23 protein-coding genes are annotated in these 25,777 nt (G+C 38.5%); 11 read left to right on the top strand and 12 right to left on the bottom strand.

The window, feature by feature from the left end; translation table 11 throughout:
- The first annotated feature begins 218 nt into the window (after positions 1–218).
- Together istA and istB are read left to right on the top strand one after the other, a co-directional pair.
- Positions 219–1,796, top strand: coding sequence for an IS21 family transposase (gene istA, locus IQ31_RS24650; protein WP_232475728.1), 1,578 nt, complete (start codon positions 219–221; stop codon positions 1,794–1,796).
- Between the two features lie 39 nt (positions 1,797–1,835).
- Complete coding sequence (gene istB, locus IQ31_RS24645) at positions 1,836–2,552, top strand: IS21-like element helper ATPase IstB (RefSeq protein ID WP_120333812.1); 717 nt, start codon at positions 1,836–1,838, stop codon at positions 2,550–2,552.
- 79 nt (positions 2,553–2,631) lie between these two features.
- Here the strand turns inward: istB and IQ31_RS24640 are convergent, their stop codons facing one another.
- From IQ31_RS24640 to IQ31_RS24630, 3 genes are all read right to left on the bottom strand, one after another.
- Positions 2,632–3,279 (bottom strand): hypothetical protein, encoded by a 648-nt coding sequence (locus tag IQ31_RS24640; RefSeq protein ID WP_145330801.1) that lies wholly within the window; start codon positions 3,277–3,279, stop codon positions 2,632–2,634.
- Between the two features lie 6 nt (positions 3,280–3,285).
- Positions 3,286–4,449 carry a PepSY-associated TM helix domain-containing protein gene (locus IQ31_RS24635; RefSeq protein ID WP_145330799.1) on the bottom strand — a complete coding sequence of 388 codons (1,164 nt, stop codon included), beginning with the start codon at positions 4,447–4,449 and terminating at the stop codon, positions 3,286–3,288.
- Between the two features lie 248 nt (positions 4,450–4,697).
- Positions 4,698–5,273: a GNAT family N-acetyltransferase gene (locus IQ31_RS24630; RefSeq protein WP_145330797.1), complete on the bottom strand. Its 576-nt coding sequence runs from the start codon at positions 5,271–5,273 to the stop codon at positions 4,698–4,700.
- Between the two features lie 362 nt (positions 5,274–5,635).
- Here IQ31_RS24630 and IQ31_RS24625 point away from each other — a divergent pair, with 362 nt between their 5' ends.
- Positions 5,636–7,165 (top strand): DUF2931 family protein, encoded by a 1,530-nt coding sequence (locus tag IQ31_RS24625; RefSeq protein ID WP_145330795.1) that lies wholly within the window; start codon positions 5,636–5,638, stop codon positions 7,163–7,165.
- 15 nt (positions 7,166–7,180) lie between these two features.
- On the opposite strand, the gene IQ31_RS24620 is transcribed toward IQ31_RS24625, so the two are convergent.
- Complete coding sequence (locus IQ31_RS24620) at positions 7,181–7,672, bottom strand: GNAT family N-acetyltransferase (RefSeq protein ID WP_145330793.1); 492 nt, start codon at positions 7,670–7,672, stop codon at positions 7,181–7,183.
- 280 nt (positions 7,673–7,952) lie between these two features.
- Between IQ31_RS24620 and IQ31_RS24615 the strand changes: the two genes are divergently transcribed.
- Positions 7,953–9,683, top strand: a complete 1,731-nt coding sequence (locus IQ31_RS24615) for a tetratricopeptide repeat protein (RefSeq protein ID WP_145330791.1) — start codon at positions 7,953–7,955, stop codon at positions 9,681–9,683.
- Positions 9,684–10,132: 449 nt separating this feature from the next.
- On the top strand, positions 10,133–10,810 hold the full coding sequence (locus IQ31_RS24610) for an ATP-binding cassette domain-containing protein (protein ID WP_145330788.1): 678 nt from the start codon (positions 10,133–10,135) through the stop codon (positions 10,808–10,810).
- Between the two features lie 58 nt (positions 10,811–10,868).
- Here the strand turns inward: IQ31_RS24610 and IQ31_RS24605 are convergent, their stop codons facing one another.
- Positions 10,869–11,552 (bottom strand): YceI family protein, encoded by a 684-nt coding sequence (locus tag IQ31_RS24605; RefSeq protein WP_115050093.1) that lies wholly within the window; start codon positions 11,550–11,552, stop codon positions 10,869–10,871.
- Positions 11,553–11,860: 308 nt separating this feature from the next.
- Here IQ31_RS24605 and IQ31_RS24600 point away from each other — a divergent pair, with 308 nt between their 5' ends.
- From IQ31_RS24600 to IQ31_RS24590, 3 genes are all read left to right on the top strand, one after another.
- Positions 11,861–12,244: a winged helix-turn-helix transcriptional regulator gene (locus IQ31_RS24600; protein WP_145330786.1), complete on the top strand. Its 384-nt coding sequence runs from the start codon at positions 11,861–11,863 to the stop codon at positions 12,242–12,244.
- A gap of 158 nt (positions 12,245–12,402) precedes the next feature.
- Positions 12,403–13,749, top strand: a complete 1,347-nt coding sequence (gene acpA, locus IQ31_RS24595; protein ID WP_115050095.1) for an acid phosphatase — start codon at positions 12,403–12,405, stop codon at positions 13,747–13,749.
- Between the two features lie 34 nt (positions 13,750–13,783).
- Entirely contained in the window at positions 13,784–15,616 is a 1,833-nt protein-coding gene (locus IQ31_RS24590; protein ID WP_145330784.1) for a cytochrome-c peroxidase, read from the top strand.
- Between the two features lie 51 nt (positions 15,617–15,667).
- On the opposite strand, the gene IQ31_RS24585 is transcribed toward IQ31_RS24590, so the two are convergent.
- The 3 genes from IQ31_RS24585 to IQ31_RS24575 all read right to left on the bottom strand — a co-directional run bounded on the left by IQ31_RS24585 (position 15,668) and on the right by IQ31_RS24575 (position 17,542).
- Complete coding sequence (locus tag IQ31_RS24585) at positions 15,668–16,252, bottom strand: hypothetical protein (protein ID WP_145330782.1); 585 nt, start codon at positions 16,250–16,252, stop codon at positions 15,668–15,670.
- A gap of 130 nt (positions 16,253–16,382) precedes the next feature.
- Positions 16,383–16,895, bottom strand: a complete 513-nt coding sequence (locus tag IQ31_RS24580) for a GNAT family N-acetyltransferase (RefSeq protein ID WP_145330780.1) — start codon at positions 16,893–16,895, stop codon at positions 16,383–16,385.
- A gap of 287 nt (positions 16,896–17,182) precedes the next feature.
- Positions 17,183–17,542: a response regulator gene (locus tag IQ31_RS24575; protein ID WP_115050104.1), complete on the bottom strand. Its 360-nt coding sequence runs from the start codon at positions 17,540–17,542 to the stop codon at positions 17,183–17,185.
- 210 nt (positions 17,543–17,752) lie between these two features.
- Between IQ31_RS24575 and IQ31_RS24570 the strand changes: the two genes are divergently transcribed.
- Entirely contained in the window at positions 17,753–18,544 is a 792-nt protein-coding gene (locus tag IQ31_RS24570; protein ID WP_145330778.1) for an NIPSNAP family protein, read from the top strand.
- Between the two features lie 13 nt (positions 18,545–18,557).
- Here IQ31_RS24570 and IQ31_RS24565 read toward each other — a convergent pair whose 3' ends face one another.
- The 4 genes from IQ31_RS24565 to IQ31_RS24550 form a co-directional block, all read right to left on the bottom strand.
- A complete protein-coding gene (locus IQ31_RS24565; protein WP_145330776.1) occupies positions 18,558–18,959 on the bottom strand; it encodes a hypothetical protein in 402 nt (133 codons plus the stop codon).
- Between the two features lie 203 nt (positions 18,960–19,162).
- Positions 19,163–20,017 (bottom strand): AraC family transcriptional regulator, encoded by an 855-nt coding sequence (locus IQ31_RS24560; protein ID WP_145330774.1) that lies wholly within the window; start codon positions 20,015–20,017, stop codon positions 19,163–19,165.
- A gap of 138 nt (positions 20,018–20,155) precedes the next feature.
- The gene (locus tag IQ31_RS24555) at positions 20,156–20,713 is read right to left on the bottom strand and encodes a hypothetical protein (protein ID WP_145330772.1); all 558 of its coding nucleotides are present in this window, start codon (positions 20,711–20,713) and stop codon (positions 20,156–20,158) included.
- Positions 20,714–20,879: 166 nt separating this feature from the next.
- The gene (locus IQ31_RS24550) at positions 20,880–22,418 is read right to left on the bottom strand and encodes an ArnT family glycosyltransferase (protein ID WP_145330770.1); all 1,539 of its coding nucleotides are present in this window, start codon (positions 22,416–22,418) and stop codon (positions 20,880–20,882) included.
- A 168-nt stretch (positions 22,419–22,586) separates the two neighbouring features.
- Between IQ31_RS24550 and IQ31_RS24545 the strand changes: the two genes are divergently transcribed.
- Positions 22,587–23,513: a 2-hydroxyacid dehydrogenase gene (locus tag IQ31_RS24545; RefSeq protein ID WP_145330767.1), complete on the top strand. Its 927-nt coding sequence runs from the start codon at positions 22,587–22,589 to the stop codon at positions 23,511–23,513.
- Between the two features lie 152 nt (positions 23,514–23,665).
- Positions 23,666–25,735 carry a M48 family metallopeptidase gene (locus IQ31_RS24540; RefSeq protein WP_145330765.1) on the top strand — a complete coding sequence of 690 codons (2,070 nt, stop codon included), beginning with the start codon at positions 23,666–23,668 and terminating at the stop codon, positions 25,733–25,735.
- Positions 25,736–25,777: the final 42 nt, after the last annotated feature.

Genomic DNA, 25,777 nt, shown 5'->3' with positions numbered 1-25,777 from the left:
TGGATATACTTGAACAAGCTGACCCCTCAAAATTGAAATAGAATTAGGGATGCGTAGTGCGTTTAAAGCTGTTATTCAACTGCCATACTGGCTGATGTTGACCCCCTAATTTATTTTTTCAGTTCATTGCGCTGGAGCATGCTGACCCCTTAGCAAGTAGTTTTTGTTACTTAGTGATCAAACAATTCGGATCACTGATGGCTGGAAAACCAAAACGAATGAGTCAGATAAAGCAATTAATCAGATTGTACCAGAGCGGTAGCGGGATAAAAACAATCGCCCGCATCCTTGGTATGAGCAAGAATACGGTGAAGTCCTATCTCAAAAAGATGGCCGACGGCGGTTTCAATACGGAAGAACTTCTTAAACAGGAGGACCCCCTGTTGGAAAAGTCGTTCTACGCAGGGAATCCTGCTTACAAGGCAGACAAGTTTGAGTACCTAAAAAGCCGTCTTGACTATTATGAAAAAGAACTTAAGCGTACCGGAGTTACCAAGCTGCTGCTCTGGCAGGAATATATAGAAAGTGATCCCACCGGTTATAGCTATCCACAGTTCAACTATCATTTAAGGCAACAGCTTGTCTCGCGCAAGGGCAGCATGGTGCTTGAACATACCGCCGGCGATAAATTATATATTGACTTTTCCGGAAAAAAGCTCCATTATATTGACAGGTCCACTGGGGAGCTGGTCGCCTGTGAAGTATTTGTGGCCTGCCTGCCCTTTTCAGACTATGCGTTTGCAATCGCTGTACCATCTCAGCAGACCCCTGACTTTTTTTATGCACTGAGCAGCTGCCTGGAGTCTCTTGGCGGTGTACCAAAGGCCATTGTCCCCGACAATCTCAAAGCAGCGGTCATCAAGGCCGATAAATATGAGCCGGTCCTGAACCAGTCCATGGAAGACTTTGCCAATCACTACGGCACAGCTGTGGTTCCAGCACGTGCAGGCCGCCCAAAAGACAAATCATTGGTAGAAAATCAGGTAAAAATGATCTATACCCGTGTTTTTGCACCACTGAGAAACAGGCAGTTCTTTGATATCCATACGCTCAATGAAGCCATAAAGGTCTGTATGTTAAAGCACAACCAGACCCGGATGCAGCAAAAGCCATACTGCCGGGAAGAGCGGTTCTTAAGTTCCGAAAAATCAACATTGGGCGAACTTCCCAAAGAACGCTTCGAGCTGAAGAGCTACGCTGAACTCAAAGTTGGAGATAACGGACATATCTACCTGCAGCGCAATAAACACTATTACAGCGTACCCTTCGCTTATATCGGAACAAAGGTAAAGATCATTTACACACGCAATATGCTCTGGATCTATTGTCGGGGCAAACAGATTGCCTCGCACATACGCAGTTACAGGGAAAATGCGTACACCACTCTGGCGACACATTTAAAGTCCGAACATCAGGCGTATAAGAACCGCTCGCATGAAACGTACCTGACAAGGGCAAAAGCACACTCTGCGGAGTTCGCCAGACTTCTGGAGATACTCTTTGAGCGGGCGCATTATCCCGAGCAGTTATTCCGTACCTGTGACGGACTGTTCAGGCTAAAACGGGACTTCCCGGCAGAACAGTTTGACAAAGCATGTAGTTACGTACTAAAAAATAAGCTATATACCTACTACTACTTTAGGAATGTACTTGAAAATGGAACAGCAAACAGTCAGCAGGAAACTTCCGTAAAAAGCTCCCTGCCAGAGCATGCCAATATCAGGGGAAGAGGGTATTATGCAGGCAGCCAGCCGACACTGTTTGATCAGTCAAACGATGGATCCGCAATACAGTGATGAATAGAATAGAATAAAATAAACAAATAATAAAATAAGATGAATATTGAAACACAGATGAGAGCGTTGCGCTTACATGGTATGGAGCGTAACTGGAAAGCATTGAATGAAACCCGCCGCAGTACAGAACTCACCCTTTCCGAAGGACTGTCCCTATTGCTGCAGGCAGAATCAGATGAACGGGATGAAAAAAGGTTTGAGCGTCTCAAACAGAATGCCGGGTTCCGCTATCAGGCTTCCATAGAGGAAATAAACATGGTCGCTACCAGAGGTTTGGACAAGGGATTGATCACTACGCTGGCTACCGGCGAGTACATCAAAAAAGGAGATCCGATACTCATCAGCGGTGCTACGGGCTGTGGGAAGAGCTTCCTCTCTTCAGCATTGGGCCATCATGCCTGCGCACAGGGGTATAAAGTCCTGTACTTTAACCTGCAAAAACTACTTCTAAAGACTAAAATGGCCCGCCTTGAAGGTACACTGCACAAGCTGATGGACAGGATATCAAAAGCAGACCTACTTATTGTCGATGACTTCGGCCTGGTAAATCTAGACCAGCAGCAAAGGCTGGATCTGATGGAAATAATTGAAGATAGACACGCTAAGGCCTCGACAATAATTGCCAGTCAGTTACCTGTGGCCAGCTGGTATGATGTAATCGGTGAAGATACAATTGCAGACGCAATACTCGATAGACTGATCCATGGATCTTACAGAATCGAACTTAAAGGCGAAAGTCTAAGAAAAAAGAAGTAATATTGTCAGGTCATCAGTTGGACTGAAAAAAGCCTTGTTAGAGGGGTCAGTATGTCCAGCGGAGGGGTCAACTTCAACATTATATCCACCAATCTAGCCGGATCATATACATGCCTTTTTGAGTTGCCCGAAAAACTATATTTGCAGCGGTGTCAACTGGAATATTTTTCTCCCAATTCTCCGGGTTAAAGATTCGGATAGTAGACTCTTTCGTCGGGTGTTTACCATAGATGTAAGGTAATATCTGATAAGAATCTTTTTGTGGTATGAGTTGGATATATGGACCTTCCGCTATGATAGGTAAGGTACCCGGCGTGCTGGAGCGTCCATATTCACCGTAAAGATATTCAATGGAACGGATGTTTTTACTGGAATCCTTTGCATTTCTAACGATGACGGGTAACTTGGTATTGATTCCAATAACCTGATAAAATGTGTTTGCTTTGGCGGAAAATGTCCCCTCCCAGCAATCCACTTTTTTTACCAATAACAATGGTGATTCTTGGCCTGAGGTTGCTCGTATTTTGAAGTCAAACAATTTTATGGACTCGAATTCGGTGCCACTTGTACGATGTCTTACACTAAGGTCATCAATATAACCGTAACACACGCGGACTGTTACCAATGAACTGTTTTTAGCAGCTGGTATCACCTCCATCCAAAAGGCACTGGCTTGGCTTTCTGCTCGACTTATCAGAAAGATGAGAAAAATAAGGATAATACGCATGGTAGGCTATGCTATGGTTTGAAGTTGAATTGCTTTCTTCTTTTGGCTTTTTGACGGTTTCTTTTTCTTTCTTTTGTTCAGCCATATCCATATCCCTGTGATGGGGAGAGACGCTGCTAGTGTAACGGCTAAGAATGCAATAATTTTAGAGGGTAGTCCAAATATCGATCCCATATGGATGGGTTTCATCATCCGTTGAACCTGCTGAGCCAATGGTAACTTTTCTAAGGGGTTATTTTTAAGCAGTTGTCCGGATTTGCTGTCAAAGAACGCTTGGTTGATCTGTAATATTGAATTTGAAAAATTTTCCTTGGTTAGGGCAAAAGCTAAATCCTTCTTTTCAGGAAATGTGACAATTATATTTCCTGAGGTAGGATATAGGTTGTTTAGCTGCTGATAGATCGTATCCAGCACGAGGTAATCTGAAAAAGCCAGTTTGTTGGTGTTGCTGATCTTCTCTTTTGTTGATTTTTGGGTTGAACCCAATACTTTATAGAATTGTTTATTGTACCAATCGAAACTCCAGGTCAATCCTGTTAAGGTAAAAATAATTAAAAACAAAGATGCGTAGAAACCGCCGACTGCGTGAAAATCCCAGACCTTTCTTTTGAGAGAGGCTGCCATTTTCATCGTTACACGTTGTCTGAGCATGGATTTATTTTTGGGCCACCAAAGGTAAATACCACTTAGGGCAAGAAAGAGAGCCGCTAGAGCTGAGATTCCCGTTAGGGTACTTCCGATTTTTTCGACGAGAAGAAAACGATGGATATCTAAAGTCTTTTGAAAAAAACGGTCACTCTGCCGACCTTTGGATAATAGTTCTCCAGTATAAGGATTCATATATGCATACCAATATCCGGTCTTTTTTTGCCCATACTGTATGCGGACACTACGGGAAGGGTCTGCTGGAATTTCGATGCGAAACAACTTTTTGTCCGGAAATATGACTTCGGCTTTTTGGGAAATATGTGCAAGGGAAAGACGATTGGTTTGTACGGTTACCTTCTGTTCTTTCGGCCATAAAAGTGGGGTAAGCTCTTTTTCAAAACTCAATAACATTCCTGTAACGCAAACAGCAAAAAAGATTACACCAAATAATAAGCCGAAATAAAGATGGAGTTTTCCAAGTATATTTTTTAGAATATTTTGTTTAGCTCTTTTATTTGTCATAGATGCGCTGTCAATAGGATGAACAGCGCAAAAATACAGTATTATCAGTAATTATTCTAAATAAACGTAAAAAGTTTGATCATGTTGTTAATCGTCCAATCTTCATTATCAGCGTAATACTTCTTCACCTCTTCTGTCAAGAGGTACATCTTTGACCACACGGATTGCGGTATTTCCTAATTCGGAATTTTGTTTTAAGTGGACTGATTATAAGGCCTGAATGGCGATAAATAAGCTAAACACTGTATTTAATCAAGGGAAATATACATGTGGTAATATTCGCCTCCTGCGAAAGGAGTTTTTTTACCAAGCTTAAAACCAATCCTTTCATAGAGCTTTTGCGCATTGGGATTCTTTAGGTCAACGAGCAGACCAACTTGTTTAAAACCATGTTGCTTGGCATGTGTAATCGCATACTGTAAAAGTTGTGTTCCGATACCTTTACCTCGTGCAATGGGAGCAACAGCAATTGAATCGATATAAAATTCGTCACCAGCTGTTTCGGCTTCTGGAATCAAATTATTGTTGTACTGCTCCTTCATGTGATCCAAAATAGGCTGTCTTAATTCAACAAACTGATCAGCATTGTACCCGGTTAAAGAGCCTACAATACGTTCATTATCGTCAATTGCGACAAATGTATGCTCATAACTATAGAGATTACCTTTTTGCCTAAAAAGCTGGGTTAGAAAAAGTACTGCCTCAGTTGGATCTTCTTTTTGAATAAAACGAAATATAATGTCTCCCATCGCCTGGAGCATAATTTCAGGTACAACATGCGAATCACTTTCTTTGGCTTTTCTAATTTTATTATGTTTATCCATGATTTGAAGAATAAAAACGAAGTTAGTAAACTTGATCGACTTTCCTTAGAGGACCTTTGATTGGAGTGTTTTCGAAGAAAATTTGCTATAACGAACGATCTCTTGTTGGAGAGGGGGGAAAGCTGGCCCTTTATTGACTGTGTTTGAAATGGCTCAGGATATCGATCCCGGCGAAAACCGATAAAAGTTAATTAAATACATTCTTGTGAAAAAAATATATTGTCTGCTTTGTGTCGAATATTTGATCAATGTAGTTGAATATCGATCGGCTTATATTCCTAAAACATTTCTTGTTATTTTTGATACCTGTTGGTATCGGTTAGGCGAAATCAACAGAATTTTTTGATTAAAAACATATCACAATGATTTTAAGAGCTACAGTTTCTGCTTTTTTGGTTGCTATCATCAGCCTAATCGCGAGCCTACTTGTACATAATGCAGATTTAAATTTGGTTTATGCTGCATTTTGCTGTTCGCCTTATTTTATTGTTATCACCTTGGTTTATTTCCATTTTAATTTCTTTCGGAAAAAGTTAAAGGTCTTAGAGAAACCAAAATTCGCTTTTGAACTTGGCTATGGTTTTCTTTTTTATTGCTTGTTTTCTTTATTGCTTCCGGTACTTCTTTTTTTATCAACCTTGGGTGATGAATACGAGCATCGGCTTTATGCAGATCTAGGGGGAGTGATTAAGGAAATGTTTCCCTTGATTTTAACACTCAGTATTTTCCTGACATTTTTTAGCGGCGTGATTATTACATGGGCCGTAAAATCCTGGAAATATTTGGTTCCGACTTTCCTTGGATATCTTATTTTGCTACCAATTATATTCGCGTTCTCAACGACAATACGTGAGTTTAATGAACTCAGGGAAGAACGCCTCACGCAAGAAGATAATATCAGAGAAGGACGCTATAAATGGTTCTGTGCGATGAGTAATCCAACAGCTTATCCCGTTCAGTTGTATAAAGGGCGCTTTATCTTTCCGAGAGATGAGGATTACGAGTTTACATTTAGTGGGGGGAATATCGTGAACTATAATGCGGTGTGGGGGCAAGCTGGGGGTGGTACATATGAGCAAGTGATGTCATTGCCTAAGGCATTGGACATTACTTGGTATTCATTTGCTGAAGATGTTTTTTATCGCATGAACGGTCCGATCGATTATGGTAAATTGCGGACGTTATTCAGTACGCCATACCAAGAAAAAGGGGCGACGAAAACTGTTGATGAACATTATAATAAGATTATTTTGGGCTTTGCTCCGGAGGGTGTAGTTGTGATATGGGCCACTGGAACAGGACGTCGTCAGGTCGAAATTGGTCGTTATCAAGCAGAAAAAGTAGTGATCCATGCTACGGATACATCCAAGGATAATGGAGCGTACGGTAATATCTTTAATCAGAAATGGCGCGAACAGGTATTGTCCGATACATCGATTATTCCTTCGGATGTTCAACAAGCTATTGCAAATAAACCTATTCCCTATGGTTATTGGGATAAATTGCGCGCACGGTATTCTTTACAGCCAAAACTTGTTCTGTCTGCCGATATTAAAACATTCGACGCAGACTTTGAATTTTATAATGTAGAGCGTTTTGTCTTTGATGAGGGGCTTCGGGATATGGACATGGCATTTCGAGGTATTCCCAAAGATGTTTATATCAAATGGTATGATCAGCATAATAACCGATGTGCTGTGCGGTTTTTGTTTGATGAAATTGAGACTTTTAAAAACTTTGCCTCATTTTTTTATGACAAAAAGAACATTGGGGCTGTGCTGGAGTTCAATGTTGATACAAAGACTAAAATAGCAACAACGACATTAAGGAATGATACTGAAAGTAAGCTGATTTTGAAAACTGAAGTAATCGACTATGGGGAGCATTTCTAAAATTCGGAAGTAAATCTAAAGATCTTTTTTCATGTTATAGTTTGGTATTTCGACTTCAGTTCGTATTTGGATCTGCTCAGCGATAACTTTAAATCCATTGGCTTCAAAAAAAGGTTTTGCTGTTTTGCTTACGTCTGCGGTTAAAAAAGTGTTTTTATGTTTGGTAGCTTCGGTTTCCAGTGCATTATAAAGTTTTTGTGCAATTCCTTGGCGTTGAAAATCTTTATGGACATACAAGACGTCAATATAATCGCCATGATATAAGGAGGCAAAACCAACAATCTTCTGATTGAGCACAGCTACAATAAAATACTGATCTTCGATTAGCCGATGCCAACGGTCATGATTATTGATGGATGATATCCATGCTACAATTTGCTCGTTATTATAATCATCTGCACACACAGTCTCAATCGTTCCAGAAAATAGGATTAATATTTCTTGTAGATCTTGCAATATTCCTTTTCGGAGAGTTAATCCTATTGTTTTTGTTTGAATTTTGTTCATCTTTTGGGAAAAGTGTTAAATAAAAGACCTGATATTCCAAATCTAGTGGGTTGCAGTGTTGTCAAAAGAAGGCGAAATTTTAATAAAAATGTATAATTATGTTAAAGTTATAAATATTATATTTATAACCGCAAGTAGACGTATCGATTTGTGAGCAATATGTCAGTATTAACCATTTTCTTGGAGTATTTTTCGTGTTAATTTTTAAGAATTATTGAAAATTAATTTGTCGGTTATGCCAATAGGGGAGACGGAGCGCTGAAATTCACCTTTTTTAAGCATGAAAACCATTTTATTTTATTTTTTTGTACTCGTTTCTTTGGTGTTGTCATGCAACCTTAATCATGTACGTGGGCAATCTGTAGCGGAAATATCTGCTATCGAAAACCCTGTTGTCCAACTAGAAGCTGCCCTTCAGTTGCCCATTAGGTTTGACGGTGATACGATAAAGTTGAAAAATGCCTTGGCCCCAATTTTGGAATTGGCAGACAAAAAAAGGAGTGTTGCTTTAAAATGGGTCTATTATATGCGTATGGCCGATGGTTTCTCTATTGCGTTTGATCGTATAAATTTATCATCTGAACGGTATTATCGTTTGGCTGAGCAGTTGCTACGTGTACATCCAGACGCTGAATTAGAAATGTTGGGTTGTGCGCGTGAAGGGTATTACAATTTTATCTATAGACGGGTAAAAGAAGCATTTCCGTTCTTTCTACGAGCGAATGATTTAAAATCTAAAGTTAATATCAAAAAAATCCCCTTGGTAGTCAAGCATTACCAATTTATGGCGAGTTTCTACAGTTATATAGGTGATCAGGCAAATGCTGTTGTTTATTTAGAAGAAGCTCTACCTTTTACCAAGCAGGCTTCACGAGAACGTATCGATCTGATCAATTCAATTGCTGTATATTTGGCAAAGGACTCGCTCAATCACCAAGCTTTTACCTATTTGAATCGCGCAATGGATGAGGCTAAATTGGCAAAAGATTCGGTTTGGATCGGTATTATTTCAGGGAATCTAGCGGATCATGCATGGCGAAAAGGTGAAAAGGAAAAAGCTATTGCGTTGGTCAAGAAAAATATTGAGCTCTCTGTGCGTTATAATGAGCGTAGAGATGCAATGCGGGCAAATCTCAATTTAGCAAGTTGGTATATCGAACGAAAAGAATGGAAATTGGCTGAGCAGTATGTGATGGCCAGTGAGCGTTTAATGGAAGATAAGCCCTATTTTTTAAAATATAAAATGGAATTAGCAAAAACCAAATCCAACATCATGCGGGGATTGGGACGTGGAGGGGATGAGCTAAAGCAATTGCATTTGTATCTGATGCTGAAAGATTCGTTGGAAAAAAGGATGAATGATAAAGAGATCCAGAAAATGCTCTGGCAAAGAGAATCTGAAAAATACAATCGGACTATCCAGGCGACGGAAGAAAAACGGATTCGGACAAAACGGATGTATCAGTTTATAGGCATTGTTCTTATCTTGATTTTTGCCATAGTTGTATTGTTAGTCAATAAGTCGAAAATTAAAATTAAGATGCGGAATACACTGTTGGAGAGAGACCAACTTGCGCTTGCTTATGAAAAACAATTGCTAGATCAGGAGCTACTGATGCTAAGAAATTCTTTGACTGAAACTACCGATAGGATCCGTCAGAACGATGCAACTATTCAGCAGCTCAGAGCGGAGCTTGTAAAGATTTCTGAAACTGATCCGGCATATATGACACAAGTTACGGATAATTTAAATGCGCTTTTGCAATATCACATTATGACAGATGAGCGATGGCAAAAGTTTAAACATGTTTTTAACAAAGTTTATCCAGCTTATCTGACACAAATGAGGCAAACCTATCTAAAGGTTACCGAGAATGACCTCAAGATATTAGCACTGCTCAAATTGGATTTAAGTAATGCGAGTATGAGTGAACTTTTATGTGTTTCGGTAGAAGCAGTTCGTAAGGCAAAACAGCGATTGAAGAAAAAATTGGAGCAAACTGAAGAGTGAGGATATAGAGGTGCTATTCGGTGCATCCGCTGAAGTTAAGGAATGTTAAAAATAATGTTGGGTCATTTCTTTTGGCTATATTCATTTCAGCGTTTAAAACCTGTTTATTACGATAAAGCCAATTATAAAGTAGCTAATATATTTCCCATTGAATTCCATCAAGACGATACGGTTGAGTATAAAATTTTTTAGATTCATTATCCTCTTTAATTTATTTGTGACAGGCTGCATTCTTTTGCAATCGCCACGTTTTATGCTGAATTCCATCGGTATGATATCATTTTATATGTTCATTTTTTGGTTTAAAGTCATTGGTTCTATTATTTCTTTTATTGCCGAATATATTTTTCATCTTCCTAAGAAAGAAGTATTTCTAAAAAATTTGCATATATCTCCCATAAGTCTGCTGATAAGGCTTACTGTAATAGACTTTTTGTTATTTATAATTTATGTTGGAGTCTGAAAATTTATCTAATGAGCTGTTATACATAGATAGTTTATCGTTTAGTCGTGGTGGCGGGAGCATTCTTTCGGGGCTTTATTTGACATGTGCGCAGCATGAAGTAGTCGGAATTTTGGGTAGAAATGGTAGTGGGAAATCTACCCTGATGAACGTCATATTTGGACGTATTAAAGCTGATTTTGCTTTCATGCGTTGCAAAGGTGTCAAATTTGAAAAAGGCTACCAGACAGGAGAGATTACCTATCTCCCTCAGGAAGGTTTTTTGCCTAGAAATTTGCTGCTTTCTGAAGCCCTTCAATTTTTTCAAATAGATGATGTTAATTTACTGGAGATCCCATTGATTCAAGAGAATTTAAATAGGCGATTGAGTAGCCTATCTTTGGGCATGATTCGTTTGTTTGAAACGCTATTGATCATTTATACCAAAGAATCCATCACTTTACTTGATGAGCCCTTTGTCGGTCTTAGCCCTATTTATATTGAACTCATTAAAGAACATATTAAGCTAGTAAAACATCGAAAAGGAATATTGATATCAGATCATTATTTTAGGCAGGTAATGGATTTAAGTGACCGATTATATCTCCTAAAAGATTCACACTTGACCCAGGTCCTGAATGAAGATGAGCTCGTATTTGGAGGTTATTTAAATCAAATAGATTAATCAAGTAGAACCTACTCGATTAATCTATTTACTATAAGCGACTAAACGCTATTGAAAACTATTTCGCATTTTTTGCAGTGACATTAAGTTCAATGTCAACATTTTGTGCAATCATCCAATCTTGTGGATTACCTTCTGTACCGTAAGAAAGACCCCAATCTTGTCTTTGGATCGTAAATTTAGAATAGAATGTTACTTCGTCACCATTGAACGTGATTTTGGCAGGGAAAGTTACATTCACCGTTTTATCTTTGATAGTTAAGTTACCACTCACCGTATTTGTCGCATCAGCAACAACACTTTTTCCTTGCGCTGCATCGAATGGACCAACTTTGGTGATTTCGAATTTTGCAGTTGGATATTTTGCTACGTCAAAGAAATCAGCACTTTTTAAATGTGCATCCAAATCTGATGATTTTTTGCCACCGGATGTTGCAGGATCTACAGAAGCTGTATCTGTCAGAATAGAATTGACATCGATTGTGAAAGTACCACCAGTAACTGCGTTATTTTCAGCTGAAAGTGTTCCTTCACTTTTCAAAACACCATATCTTGGGTTTAAACCGCCTTTATGGTAACCAGTCCATTTTAATGAGCTTTTATCTGCTTCAACAGTGTAAGTCTGTCCTTTTTGTTCAGTTACTTCCTGAGCAGTTGTTGTTGTTGCTTTGTCGCCATTTGTGTTTTGACAAGAAGCTAACAACAGGATAAGGGCTAAACCCGAGATTAATTGTTTTTTCATTTTTAATCGTTTTATTTTTTATATGTTATTTACACTTTACATTTTGCAGCATCAACTGTGCCAATTTGCACCTTCTGATGTTGCCGATACAAAGGTAGATGATAGATAGTTTATTTTTGGTATCAGTTTCCTTAAAGAAACTACTTTCCAAAAAGATAGTGGTCTGTAACTTTATAAATGCGTATTTTTGTAAGAATAAAGAAATCATGTCAGTGGTCCAAGCTTTGCTTGTGTGTTCATTTATCGTTGATCGTATAGGGATAAGGAAGCCTGTGAGGGTGGACAATACATGAATAAAAAATAGTGAAATGAAAAAGGAAGCAACTTTAACGTCGTCAGGTGCATGCAAAACACGCGTGTTGGCCATTAACGATACCATGGAGATTTTGGCAGGAAAATGGAAATTTCATATTATAGGTACCTTATTGTTGGTCGAAAAATTGCGCTTTATGGAACTGCTGCGCGAAGTTGAGGGGATAGGTGCGAAGATGCTGTCTAAAGAACTGCAGGATTTGGAAATGAACCAGCTGATCAGGAGAACAGTATTAAATACCAAACCCCTGACGGTAGAGTATGAGTTGACCGAATGCGGAAAAACTTTGGGTCCAATCATCGATGAGATTACCAAGTGGGGTATAACCTACAGGAGTAAACTTTATACCAAGAATGAGGAAGTGGAAGCTGCGACCTAGTATGTAAACACGCCTTTGTTTTTAGTGATAAGAGGGTGGATGCCTGTAAAGAACCTGATACGTTGGTCGCAAATCCCTTTGATTATAGGTTATGAAAACGATAATAATTGTAAGTTTGTTCTAGAAATTACAGTCTAACCTACTAAAAAGAAGACAGGATGCGGTTACAACACTTACTTTATTTGTCTCTTGGAGTTTTGAGTATCAGCAGTTGCGGAATTACCAAAAACGCCCGACACCAAGAGATTACCTTTGATGAAGGGATCAAAAAGATTAACCATGTGGTTGTTATTTATATGGAAAACCATAGTTTTGACAATCTTTATGGCGAATTCAAGGGAGCAAATGGCATAGCGAATGTCAAAAAGGGGGATTTTTTACAGGTAGACGAGAATGGTAAAGCCTATCAATACCTCCCCGAAATTCCACGTAATAATTCCTTTCCAACCAATCTACCCAATCAATTTTTTAATATAGACCAGTATGTACCTTCGGATAAGGCGACGCCCGATGTTACACACCGTTTTTATCATAATCAATTGCAGATCAATGGTGGAAAAATGGATAAATTTGCACTCTATAATGATTCCAAAGGTTTAGCGATGGGTTATTACAATACAGAGAAGCTACCTTTGTATCCGTTTGCCAAAGCGTATACATTGTGTGATAATTTCTTTCAGAGTGTATTTGGCGGATCCTATTTAAATCATATTTATATGATTTCCGCAGCTATTCCTGTTTGGCCTGATGCACCAAGCTCAATGGTTGCTAAACTCGATGCAAATGGAAAGATGATTAAGGATGGTGTGGTTACGCCAGACGGTTATGCGATCAATCATGTGCTTTCTCGCAACAAACCTTATCCCGCGAAATCTGATACTTCCAAACTATTACCTTCTCAGACCATGCCGACCATTGGCGATCGCCTGACAGCGAAAAATGTAAGTTGGGCTTGGTATTCAGAAGGCTGGGATGATGCTGTTGCCGAACGTAAAAATAATTTTGCTTACAATCATGAGCCTTTTTTATATTTTGCTAATTATGAGGATGGTAAGGAAGGGCGAAAACACATGAAGGATCAAAACGATTTTATTAAAGCCGCAAAAGAAGGAACGCTTCCTAGTGTATCTTTTGTTAAACCAGGTGGAGGCAATGATGAGCATCCTGGAAGTTCGGCGGTCTATTCATCAGAACAACTTGCCGTTAATTTGATCAATGCTGTATTGGAGGGACCGAATGCAAAAGATGCGTTGGTGATTTTGACCTACGATGAATTTGGAGGTTTTTTTGACCACGTTAACCCACCCGTCGTTGACCGCTGGGGACCTGGTAGCCGTATCCCGGCAATTGTCATTGGACCATTTGCTAAGCGTGGTGTAGTGGATCATACGCCGTATGAAACAGTGAGCATCCTTTCATTTATAGAAAAACGCTGGGGAATAGAGCCTCTTGCTGAAAGAGATAGAAAGGCAAATCCCTTTAGAAATGCGCTCGTTTTCAAATAGACGGTTTTTATATCGAGAGATAGGAAATTGAACTATGTGTACAAAGGTTGTCGTTTTTATCTTATTGGTTGTAATAGTATTTACCCTCGGATTTACTACAGGGCAGCCTGTTTATACAAAACAAAAAGAGGGCAATGCCCGTGAGCATCTGATTCAGAAAGAAGTACTGGGTCAGATGCTTTCTTTTAGGACATATATCAAGGATACACTGAATGCCGAAGTGCAGAGAGGTACAGTGGATACGTTACGGCTCAGAAGAGCCTTTTTGAAAACAAGGCTACTTTTTAAAAAGTTTGAATGGGCTTCGGAGTATTTTACTGCAGATCTATCCAGAAGGTTAAATGGACCTCCGGTGGAGGAAGTTGAAAATGCGGATTTGTTGGATCCCTCTTTGGCTAGAGGAGTGGAGCCTATTGGATTGCAGGTGATTGAAGAGCTTATCTATCCCACTTTCGATAATAGCAATAGGCAAAAGCTAATTCGTGAAATCGAACATTTGATAACCAATACGGATTACTTGATTTCCTATTTTGAAGATCATCAATTGGAAGACTGGCGTATTTTAGATGCGACGAAATTGGAGGTGTTTCGGATTATTTCCTTAGGAATTACTGGTTTTGATAATGCGCTTTCTCGAAATAGTATGATCGAGTCTTCCATTGCATTAGGCAGTTTACAGCAAATTCTTTTGCAATATGAAGGTAGAAAAGAAACGCTGGCTTTGATGCTTACAGAGGCGATCAAATACCTGCAACAACACGCGGAATTTGAATCGTTCGATAGGGCACAATTCATTACCCAATTTGCCAACAACATCAGTACGGAGATAGCACAGTTGGAACGTAATCTTCCGGGCCCTAAAATCAGATACAATCGGATGCTTCGGCAAGACGTCAATACGATGTTTGATCTGAATGCATTTAATGTAGATGCCTTTAGCCCGGGGCCTAAATTTCACTTCAGTAATGAAAAGGCCGTATTGGGCGAGAAATTGTTTTATGATGTTGCTTTGTCGGGGACACATACGAGAAGTTGCGCTTCATGCCATCATCCTGATCGCGCATTTACAGATGGGTTGAACTTGCAAGTGGACATTCATGGTTCGGGACGTTTGCTCAAACGCAATACGCCTACTTTGCTCAATGCAGCATTACAGTCCAACTACTTCTATGATATGCGTTCGTTGACGTTGGAAGATCAGATACACGATGTCATTGGTAATAAGCAGGAAATGGACGGCTCGGTAACGGATATCGTTCAATACGTTTCTTCGGATAAAATCTATCGATCATTATTTAATAAAGCATTCAATACAGCGGATGGCCCGATCTCAGCTGAGCAGGTAAGCAATGCACTTGCTTCTTATATTCGTGGCCTGACCAAAATCAATAGCCGATTTGATGATTATATGCGTGGGGATAAGAACGCATTGTCCAAATCGGAAGTGGATGGGTTTAATTTATTTACGGGCAAGGGAAAATGTGCGACCTGTCATTTCCTACCTTTATTCAACGGTGTTACACCGCCCAAATTTATTCAGAGCGAAGTAGAAGTCCTGGGGGTACCAAAATCCCTGAAAGATTCTGTGCTGGATTCAGATTTAGGGTACTATGATATCATTGGTGTTGATTCATATAAATATGCCTTTAAAATACCTTCTGTCCGGAATGTAAAGAAAACTGCTCCCTATATGCACAATGGGATCTATCAGACCTTGGATGAGGTCATGGAATTTTATAATAATGGGGGAGGGGCAGGATTGGGAATCAAATTATCCAATCAGACATTGTCAGATGAAAATTTGCATCTGAGTGAAAAGGAAATGAAAGATATTATTGCGTTTATGGAAAGTCTCGAAAGCCAATAAAATGGCTGGTGGGCTATCTCTTTTAGAATAGTATCGATTGTTTTTGCTGGGCTAAGGAGTTTTATTGAGCCTAAATGAGGGGGCATCAAATTGATTGAGCTCTTGCAGTAACGGTAAGGGATTAATTCTTATCGTAGTTTTTCTTTCTTGTAGATTCTCTTCGGACCCTAGCGCTTTTACCTGTTCAGTTTTTATTCCAGTCAACAAGTTGAATTGGGTTTCAGTCGTTGTATTTTTTCCATCCCAGGTTCCTTTTTCTAGGTAGATCAATTCAAAATTTCCATTGTTGCAACGAAAAGTATAGTTGGCATGTCCATCTGTGATATCGGCTAATATATGAAGCTGACCATTTTCAATAGCGAAGTTGGGCAGCGGAAAATGGGGTTGGATCATCGTCGTTGAAGAGAGGGCCAATCGTAGCTTTCCGTTGGGTTTGGACAGAAATACCTGCGTTTTAATTGGTGTTGCTGTATTTGAAGTGTCCATGGCAAGAACAATTTTATCTGGATAACCATCATGATTTATATCGCCTTCTAGCTCTTGAATTTTTGCTGTAAAACTGTCTTTTGGTACCTTTTTTTGGCCATATAAGGCTAAACTACTTAAAAAGAATATGCTCAAGATTAGTTTTTTCATCCAGTATAAACACAGCATTAAATAAAACATAAATCGATTCAATATACGCATTCAGGATGGAAAAGCTATTATTTTACCCCATCTTGGTTTCTCGGAATTGATTAACAACCAAGTTAGTTTGCCTTACTGACTATAGGAATAGACTATAATACATGGAGTAGCCACTTGTTCCATCGAGCCATTGTACAAGTTCTTTATGACTATAATGAAAACCGGCTTTTTGGATAGCCGCTTTTGAAATTATATTTATTTCACGATGGCTTATAGTCAGTTTTCTTAATTGATTCGCGGAGGCCCACCCTATTCTTATTTTATACAAAAGACTCGATAGACCTAATTTTCTATACTGTGGCTGTATGAAAGACTGACCAAAGTAGGCTTCTTCTTTATTCAGCAACAGCATGCTGGTTATCCCAATCATTTTTTCACTTTCGAAAAGACCAAAAACAATGCGTGGGTATCTTATGCGTTCTGCCCAATCCATATCAGATAGTTCTATTTCAGGAGGAGTACTCCGTCGAAAAAGCGTAGGTTCGGTTTGAATTGACTCGATACGCATCGCTTTATAAAGTGGGGACTCGCGCTCTGTCAGCTGACGTATATGGAATGAACCTGATTGAAATGTTAAAACGGACTCAAACATAGCGTAGTTAATGCTGTCTTAATGATTATTTCTAATACTATAATGCGAAAGTATGTATTATTATTTATACTTCAAATGTGGTATTGCATTCATTCCAAATTGCTGATTCCCGATGATTATGCCGCGACAACTATGCCAATATATGGCTGCAATTGAGTAAGCCACAATTGTATTAAAATAACACATGATCCTATTCGTTTCAATGTGGCCTTATGCGCAAGTAGGGTATCAAAATATAAGTTTCACAAGTAGCATTTCCGTAATGGTACTGAAATATAAGAATAGAACTACAATAGTTCAGCTATTCTATTTTCTAAATCTTCTAGATCAAAAGGCTTGGCGAGATAGCTGTCTGCTCCCGCTTGCAGGGCTAGTGTTTCGATGTCGGTATTAGCGGATAGATAAATTACAGGGATATTGCGATATAAGGGGTGATTTTTGAGCAACCGTGTGGCTTCTACTCCGCCTATTTTGGGTATCCAATTGTCCATCAAAATTAAATCAGGATGTACCTCTTCTACTTTCTCGATAATATCATGAGAAGTTTCAGAGACGGCCATATTATAGCCATTTGTTTCGAGGATTATTGTGCATATTTCAAGGACATGTTTATCATCGTCCAACATCAGTATTGTTTTATTTGACATGTTGCAGCTTTAAAAAAGGTGGAGCTAAATTAAATAAAAAGCCTTAGCAGGAGCATGGGTAAAATACCGATTCTAGTAAGTAGAAATCCCCATTTTTAGGCTTAATGGAAGATAGTTTTTTGTCATGAGACGAATCGTCCGAAGTTTGAACTTTCAAAATTAGTATTATCTTTATGGTATAATCAATAACCCATTTTCATCTTATTGCTCATGAAAAAGAATGCCTTTAACCTATATCGACCTTTCATCTTAGTTTTATTGCTTGTTGCTGTGGGAAGCTATGTAGCTGCGTTTGAGAAAGTAAATCAGGACTATTTTCAGTTGAAAGTGTATCATTATGAAACTGATGAACAGGAGAAAGCCATTGATCAATATCTTGAAATGGCCTATTTACCTACAGTACATCAGATGGGATTTGAGAAAGTTGGTGTCTTTAAACCTGTTGAATATGTTGCTGGTAAAGAAAGACTGGTGTATGTTTTTCTTAGCGCTTCCGATCTGGGGCAATTGGTCGATTTGGAACTGCGTTTGGCTAAAGACCAAAGATTTCAGGACCTGGGTAAGGTTTATCTGGAAGCAAATTACAGCAGGCCACCATTTACGCGGGTGGAGACAATATTGATGAAAGCATTTGCTGCGATGCCTAAAGCAAAGCTGCCTAAATTGTCTGCTGAGAAAAATAAGCGGATTTACGAATTACGGAGCTATGAGGCTGCAACCGAGAAACTGTCAATGAATAAGATAGACATGTTTAACAACGGTGAAATCGATATTTTTAATAAGTTAAATTTTAATGCTGTTTTCTATGGACAAGTAATTGCCGGTAGTACGATGCCCAACCTGATGTATTTGACAGCTTTCGAAAATATGGAAGACAGGAATACACATTGGAAAGATTTTGGACCTTTATACAAACCAATGCAGGATTTACCTCAATACCAGAATAACGTATCTAAAAGTATAAAGGTGCTATTGTTTCCTACGGCATATTCCGATATTTAGAATTCGATTTAATTTATTTTTTTCTAACAAATAAATTAAATCTTTTGCACCAGTCAAAGAAGCTGGACAAAGCCTGTGTATCTAATTTTTCAAAATTGTAAATCTTATGCGGATAAGGCAGAGCATTGGTATAGATGCCTGTGTTTGCTAAAACAAGCATAGGGCCATCGCTGTCAATTTGATCAAAATATTTGCTGATGATTTTATAATGTGTATTAAAAAGTGATTCTACAGCTTCATTGTTCGGAACGAGGGAGATGGTATAGTCGTAATCTGCATGTTGCATCTTTTGGCAATTGCAGATAATATTTTCTCCAAGGGAAACCTCATTTCCACTATCCCAAAGAAAATTGGCGACCTCAAAAAATAAATCGTTTTTAACTTGCCCGACAGGCTCGGCGATGAAATATCTCATTAGCTTTCTCTTTTATTTGCTTTACCTTTTAGAATTCAGTTGATTACAGTAGTTTTATTCCAGTGAAAATCTGCAATTCCTCAAAAAAGATTTTATGCCTTTTGATATTGATGAATTAAGGAACTGGGTTCACTGTATTTTATATTACAAAGAAATATCAATCCAGTGGGGTTTAAAAGAGATAAAAGGTGGTAAGTATTGGACTATTCGAGGTTTTTGTTTCGAAATGTAAGGGCTGTCATACCTGTTACTTTTGAAAATAAGCGCGAAAAATAAGGATAATCATCGTAGCCGAGTGTGGCAGCAACCTCCTTAACGGATTTACTTGAATGGTAGAGCAGCCGTTTTGCTTCCAATACGATACGTTGCTGAATATGGTAGGTAACGGGCTTTCCCGTTGCTTTTTTGATACATTCATTGAGATAAGCCGTTGATATTTTTAATTTTTCGGCATATATTTTTGGCTGTTTGTTTGTGATAAAATCTTTATCCAATAACGCATTGAATTGTTTTGTAATATGCTCTGCTCTGGACTGTGCGTCACTTTTTTTTGATTGTACTAAATACTGCGAAATAATTAGGGCTGCGATCGTATTGCAGCTGTCTTTCATTAACGCAGGATACAGTTTTTCGTGTTTTCTTTCGTTGAGCTTTAAACAGATATCTACCGTTTTCGATAAGATAGTGCATGTTTCTTGGTCAATGTTGATTGGAGCAATCGTATCAATATCTTTCAATGCATTGATGTAATCCGAATTCAGGTTTTCTACACTGATCATTAGGACACTAAACACACTGTAGTCCATTGCGATGCCACGATGCACTTGATAGGGCTGAATGATCATGACAGAAGAAGGACCCAGTTGGTGTTGCTGAAAATCTATTTCGAAGATTCCATTTCCCTCCTCGAGTATAAAAAACAGGTAGAAATCATCGCGATGCGCCTGACTTATTTGGGCTAGTTCTAAATTTTTAACAGCATTCTTTTTTATCAGTATTCCTAAATTAAAATCATTCGGAAATGAATTTAGCGGTATAGTGTTACTTTTTTGCTGCATTTTTCTTGATAATTGATATGTAATGGGTGATCCAACAACTGCATGTCTTAAAAAGATAGTGCTTGTTAAGTAATTGTTATTGCTAAAAGGCTTCCTGTATTTCAACGCCGATTAGTGGATTGGAAAGCATCGTCAAATTTACGCATTTGTCAAGATAGCGAGTATGTTTTTTCTGTATTCGGGATCTTTTTCTCGAAGCTCCAGGATATTGTTTTTTAAATCCAAATTGACATACCACTCGGCATAGAGGTTCTTTTCATTGGCACCGTCGAAGAAAACTTTCGCTTTAATATATTCCTCGTCAAAATGCTCTGGACGACCACTGACAATCAATGCGGTGGAGCCGACACTATCAAGCATCTTAAATGTAGTACTCTCTATTTGAAACAGGCTATTTAAGGCTTTGGTAAAATTGTCGCTCAGTTTACCTATCGAATAAAAATTAACCCCTTCACGATAAAATCTTTTTTTATCAACTTCAGAGTCTACAATTCCCAATTTCATATCCGGGCGAAAGGCAATTGCTAAACCTACCGTCTCTCTCCCCCAAAGCCCCTTTGCCTGAATGATATGATGTTCGTCGTCGTCTTTCCAATATTTTGTTACTTTCAATTGCAAATCCACAAAATCATCGTCTTCGCTGACGTCGATTTGTTTCAAATTACCCTGTCCCTTCAAAAAATTCAAAAATCGCATAAATATCCTATTAATATGGTGTTAAGCTCCCTGTAGTCGCTATGGTGCTGACGGTATATGACGAGCATGACGAAGATGAAAGCTTTGGCTAAGTATATTAAAGATAATAAATATTTCAGATAAAAGAAGCGCCCAGTTAACCTTAAAAGCGTAAAAAATAACTAACTTATAAAGGAAGATTTTTTTCTCTTTTTTCTGATTCTACTTCATTTGAGACTCGTTCATTGATATTAATTTTAGCATTGATAAAAGAGAAGATCGTTGTTCCATGTTCCCGGGCATAGCTATTTGTAATGGAGTCTGCTGCCATTGATCGTGTAAAGAAGGGACTGGTTGTTTTTAGTTCAGTTTCACGCTCCCAACGGTTCTTGACCCGGATCAAATTGCGGTATTTTTTACTCAGATCAAACCAATTGATATAATCGGCATTGAAAGAAACAGCCCTAATCCCCAGTTTGGAATAGTAATTTATAGCACCTGCCTGTCCATAATTGTCGCAAAGAACGAGTGTATTTTGAGGTTGGGGGATCTGACGATAAACGCTATCTACTTTGTGGGCAAGTTCTTTCCAACCTAACATATCGGCAAAGTCTTGTGGAAGTGGGTGTTCTTCACCATCTTCCCAAGTTAACATGCCATATTTACGGTATTTTTCAGGATGTTCTATAAAGTACGATGGATTGTGATTGGGAAAGGCAATGTTGTAGATCGGTAGAAACAAGATGCCTGTTAAAACGATGAAGATAGGCTTAAGAATTTTACCAGTTTTGTTTTCCAGTAGTGATGCAATATAAACCGCTCCGAAGGCAAAATAAATGGGATAAATACCTATCGCATAATAATCCTTGGCTCTTAACAATAAGAAAATACCAATGGTAATAAAAAATGACCAGAAGAATAGGCGATAAGGTTTAAATGGGGGATATTTCAACAAGGCATATAAACCGAAAATTATAACAAGAAAAGTCCCGAAGAAAAACAAAAACTGAGAACGGAAAAAGCTCCACCGATTGACGTGGACGAGTTGCGTTGCCTGAAGCTCTTTAAAATGAGAGAATACCGGAAAATTATTTTGATACTGCCATATTAAATTCGGCAAGATGATAAGTATGGCGATGAGTAAACTACCATATAATTTTCGTTCCGTAAACACTTTCCGTTCGGGCACGAGTGCAAGGGCTGGAACTAAACCTAGAATAAGAAATACGACGTTATATTTATTCAAAAAACCGATAGCAAATACAACAGCAATATAAATTAGCCACTTCGATTGTTGGCTGTCCAAATATCGTATAATGAGGTAGTATATGGAAGTCCAGCACAATACATCCAAAGAATTTGGCTGATATAAGCCATTCAGACGGAAGAGAACGGAAAACATAATACTGCAACTGCCAAATACAAGTGCAAAAAGGTTTCCTTTCAACGCTTCTATAGTTTTCCAGACAATTAGAATTGTTAAGGCTCCGTACAATGCGGGGAAAAATTTGATCCAGAATTCGGAATTTCCGGTTATTTTGATCAGATAGGAGGTCCAGGAGGTCAGAGGCGGAACAGAGAGATAGCCCCAAGCCAGATGATTCGCTTGATCGAGATGTAGAAATTCGTCACGTTGCAATTCGTAAATCGGACTAATCAACTGATATTGAATGATGAATTTTAACAGGATGAGACCAATTAGGATAAATCGATGTTTAAGTGCCATCTAATGTTTGATTATGGTTGTCTTCCGCCAATTTACGATTAAAATAAATTCAAATTAAGTTATTTTAATAATCATCTATTGCTGCGGATCTATGGGGATCGGAGATTTCTGTGAAGAAATCAAATGCTGGCCCATTCTAAAATGTTATTTTCGTATAAAAAAGAGATTATGAGCATAGCTTTGCTGCTGAATACTGCTAGGGCAGAAGAATGGAAGGTCGAGATCACTAAACATTTACCTGATGTTAAGGTGGAGATATATCCCGAAATAGAAAATTATGATGCGGTAGAATTTGCACTTTGTTGGAAGCCTGATGCTAATTACTTTACTCATTTTCCTAATTTAAAAGTTATTCAGTCGGGAGGAGCGGGGATAGATCATTTATTCCCAAATAAGATTCCTTCAACGCTCCATATCTGTAGGATAATAGATCCAATGCTGAAAAGCGATATGTTTGAGCATATTTTGACCTGTTTGATGCATGCAATGAAGAATTTTTCGATGTATGCTACAGCGAAGGAACAACAGCATTGGCAACCACTAGTATATAAATCCATTGGTGAAACCAGTGTAACAATTTTAGGCTTAGGTGAGATTGGAGGCTATGTTGCCGAGAGGCTGGTTCAGTTGGGGTTTCTAGTAAAAGGATGGTCCAATTCCCCTAAAGCGCTTCCAGGGGTAGTTTCTTTCTCGGGACAGGAAGGACTTAGGGCGGCTGTGGAAAATAGTGATTTTGTTGTCAATATTTTACCCCTGACCGATGCCACAAGAGGAATTCTGGATCGTAATCTTTTTGAATTGTGTACGAATGAAACTGTCCTCATAAACGTTGGTAGAGGTGGGCATCTCGTTGAAAATGAGCTACTGGAGGCTATTGATAAAGGGCAGATTGCCCAAGCTTACCTCGATGTCTTTCACCTGGAACCGCTGCCAAAAGATCATCCATTTTGGTCCTGTTCTTCTATTTTTATAACACCGCATGTCGCAAGTCGAACCAATATCAGTTCGTCGGTTTTACAGGTAGTAGACAATTATAAACGAATGATTCGGGGGGAGGCTTTACTGAATGAAGTTTCTTTGGAAAAAGGTTATTAATGATAATATCCCCTTTAAGGGGCTAATGATAATGTACTCTGATGTGTAAATTGGGTATGTTTTTTTGTTTTTGATTTTTTGTAAACTTATAGGCAAATGGATTTTATTTTTTAGATTTATATAGTCAATTATCCTTGCTTTATTAACGGTTTATGAACGTACAAGTATCTACAAACTTTAGAAAACACGCGCGTAAAACAATTTTATCTATTGTTGTTTTTGCGGTTACTTATGTTATTCTGCTACTCTTGGCAATAGGTATTACTGTTGGTTTTACTTTATTGGGACTATTGATGTTCACTGCCAAGCCCATGTTTTTAACCGCAGTATTATGTTTGGGCCTACTCGCTACAGGTCTGACTATACTATTCTTTTTATTAAAATTTGTTTTTGCGTCAACAAAAGTTGATACGGGGCATCTTACACAGATATATGAGAGCGACGAACCACAGTTATTCGCACTTATTCATGAGGTGGTAAAGGAAGTTGACACAAGCTTTCCAAAGAAAATTTTTCTATCGCATGATGTCAATGCATCTGTATTCTATGACTCTAGTTTTTGGAGCATGTTTTTACCCATTAAGAAAAATCTTCAGATTGGTGTGGGGATGGTGAATGCAGTTACTCAACAGGAACTAAAGGCTATTCTTGCACACGAGTTTGGCCACTTCTCACAAAAAAGCATGAAAGTGGGTAGCTATGTTTACCATGTTAATCAGATTATCTACAATATGCTGTATAAGAATGAATCGCTGGATAATATGTTTGGTAAATGGGGTAACATCAGTGGGTACTCTGCTATTTTTATTGGTATATCGATGTTTATTATTCAACAGATTCAGCATATTTTGAAGCATCTTTATGAATATGTAAATCTCAATTATTTGGCGTTATCAAGAGAGATGGAATTTCATGCGGATGAAATTGCGGCACATGTTGCTGGTTCCCAGGCTTTGGCTGACTCGCTCTTACGTTTGGGGTTTGCAAACCATGCACTAAATAATGTACTTACTTTCTATGATAACAAATTTTCTGAAAATATCCGTAGTCGTAATATTTATCCAGAGCATCGTTGTGTCATGCTCTTGTTTGCGGAACGCAATAGATATCAAGTGCGAAATGGCTTTCCCCAGATCGAATTGGCGACTTTAAAAAAATATGATAAATCGAAGTTATATCTTGAAGATCAATGGTCGTCTCATCCATCGGATGAAGATCGGGTAAAAGCATTACAGAAACTTAATATTGTCAAGCAAGAAGCCAACAACGCACCTGCTATTGAATTACTAGCTAATCGTGCTGCCGTAGCAAACCAAATTTCGGATAAGTTGTTTGCGCAGTTACAGTATCAACAGCCCCCATCACTGTTAGAAATAACGTCTTTCAGTGATGATTTTGAAAGTCGAATGAACAAGTATGCTGTTGATCAAAGATTCAATGATTTCTATGACTACAATCATCCTGTGCGAAAAGGTGAAACTCCAATTTTTCAGGAACAGTCAAAGCCGACTTTTGATGAGTTGTTTGCCGATAGTAGAGTTGATACACTGTATGAACTTAATAGTCTAAAAAATGACAAATATGTCGTTGAAGCAATCAGCAAAGGAGAATTAAAATTAAAGTCCTTTGACTATGACGGTATAAAATATCGAGCTGCAGACGCTATCGAATTACTAAAAAAAATTGAAGACACTATTGCAGCTACGGAGCATAAAATTACCGACTACAACCAGCAGATCCATTATTATTTTGCACACTTGGCTGATACGCAGGGGATGTGTGAAGAGTTTGAACGAAGATATGATGATTTTGCTTTTTTCGACAAGAATTATGAGGAGGCACAAGAACTTTATGCTCACATGACGGAGAATACCCGGTTTATATTTCAGACTTTGCCCTTCGCTGATATTGAGGCAAGGTTGCAAGACGTCAAACGTAGGGAAGGAGAATTAAAAAAGAAACTGGCAACGCTTTTGGCACTTCCCGGAAGCAAGGATGAATTGGATGATACGTTGCTTACTTCATTGGACACGTATATCAACAGGGATTTAATATATTTTAATGTAGATCATTATAACGAGGATAATCTTCAAATCCTTTTTAATGCGATATCGGCCTATAAAAAGTTATTGGATGACCAGCATTTCGCGAAGAAAAAGCACTATTTGAATTTTATGCTTACCCTTGAGGAAGGTAAAGGACAGAAAAAAGAACTGTCGTAAATGCCCTTGTATATTGACGGTTTGTCCCCGCTGTACGTCGAT

This window comes from Sphingobacterium siyangense (assembly GCF_007830445.1).
GTDB lineage: Bacteria > Bacteroidota > Bacteroidia > Sphingobacteriales > Sphingobacteriaceae > Sphingobacterium > Sphingobacterium siyangense.
Note: the sequence above shows the minus strand (reverse complement) of the source record. Positions and strands in the feature narration are given on the sequence as shown.

What these genes read in the sequence shown, in the direction of transcription:
- IQ31_RS24540 (WP_145330765.1), top strand. Translation starts at nt 23,666, where the DNA reads ATGAACGTACAAGTATCTACAAACTTTAGAAAACACGCGCGTAAAACA.
- IQ31_RS24610 (WP_145330788.1), top strand. Translation starts at nt 10,133, where the DNA reads ATGTTGGAGTCTGAAAATTTATCTAATGAGCTGTTATACATAGATAGT.
- IQ31_RS24605 (WP_115050093.1), bottom strand. Translation starts at nt 11,552, where the DNA reads ATGAAAAAACAATTAATCTCGGGTTTAGCCCTTATCCTGTTGTTAGCT.
- acpA (WP_115050095.1), top strand. Translation starts at nt 12,403, where the DNA reads ATGCGGTTACAACACTTACTTTATTTGTCTCTTGGAGTTTTGAGTATC.
- IQ31_RS24625 (WP_145330795.1), top strand. Translation starts at nt 5,636, where the DNA reads ATGATTTTAAGAGCTACAGTTTCTGCTTTTTTGGTTGCTATCATCAGC.
- IQ31_RS24600 (WP_145330786.1), top strand. Translation starts at nt 11,861, where the DNA reads ATGAAAAAGGAAGCAACTTTAACGTCGTCAGGTGCATGCAAAACACGC.
- IQ31_RS24615 (WP_145330791.1), top strand. Translation starts at nt 7,953, where the DNA reads ATGAAAACCATTTTATTTTATTTTTTTGTACTCGTTTCTTTGGTGTTG.
- istB (WP_120333812.1), top strand. Translation starts at nt 1,836, where the DNA reads ATGAATATTGAAACACAGATGAGAGCGTTGCGCTTACATGGTATGGAG.
- IQ31_RS24545 (WP_145330767.1), top strand. Translation starts at nt 22,587, where the DNA reads ATGAGCATAGCTTTGCTGCTGAATACTGCTAGGGCAGAAGAATGGAAG.
- IQ31_RS24590 (WP_145330784.1), top strand. Translation starts at nt 13,784, where the DNA reads ATGTGTACAAAGGTTGTCGTTTTTATCTTATTGGTTGTAATAGTATTT.
- istA (WP_232475728.1), top strand. Translation starts at nt 219, where the DNA reads ATGAGTCAGATAAAGCAATTAATCAGATTGTACCAGAGCGGTAGCGGG.
- IQ31_RS24630 (WP_145330797.1), bottom strand. Translation starts at nt 5,273, where the DNA reads ATGGATAAACATAATAAAATTAGAAAAGCCAAAGAAAGTGATTCGCAT.
- IQ31_RS24580 (WP_145330780.1), bottom strand. Translation starts at nt 16,895, where the DNA reads ATGTTTGAGTCCGTTTTAACATTTCAATCAGGTTCATTCCATATACGT.
- IQ31_RS24575 (WP_115050104.1), bottom strand. Translation starts at nt 17,542, where the DNA reads ATGTCAAATAAAACAATACTGATGTTGGACGATGATAAACATGTCCTT.
- IQ31_RS24635 (WP_145330799.1), bottom strand. Translation starts at nt 4,449, where the DNA reads ATGACAAATAAAAGAGCTAAACAAAATATTCTAAAAAATATACTTGGA.
- IQ31_RS24640 (WP_145330801.1), bottom strand. Translation starts at nt 3,279, where the DNA reads ATGCGTATTATCCTTATTTTTCTCATCTTTCTGATAAGTCGAGCAGAA.
- IQ31_RS24555 (WP_145330772.1), bottom strand. Translation starts at nt 20,713, where the DNA reads ATGCGATTTTTGAATTTTTTGAAGGGACAGGGTAATTTGAAACAAATC.
- IQ31_RS24560 (WP_145330774.1), bottom strand. Translation starts at nt 20,017, where the DNA reads ATGCAGCAAAAAAGTAACACTATACCGCTAAATTCATTTCCGAATGAT.
- IQ31_RS24585 (WP_145330782.1), bottom strand. Translation starts at nt 16,252, where the DNA reads ATGAAAAAACTAATCTTGAGCATATTCTTTTTAAGTAGTTTAGCCTTA.
- IQ31_RS24565 (WP_145330776.1), bottom strand. Translation starts at nt 18,959, where the DNA reads ATGAGATATTTCATCGCCGAGCCTGTCGGGCAAGTTAAAAACGATTTA.
- IQ31_RS24570 (WP_145330778.1), top strand. Translation starts at nt 17,753, where the DNA reads ATGAAAAAGAATGCCTTTAACCTATATCGACCTTTCATCTTAGTTTTA.
- IQ31_RS24550 (WP_145330770.1), bottom strand. Translation starts at nt 22,418, where the DNA reads ATGGCACTTAAACATCGATTTATCCTAATTGGTCTCATCCTGTTAAAA.
- IQ31_RS24620 (WP_145330793.1), bottom strand. Translation starts at nt 7,672, where the DNA reads ATGAACAAAATTCAAACAAAAACAATAGGATTAACTCTCCGAAAAGGA.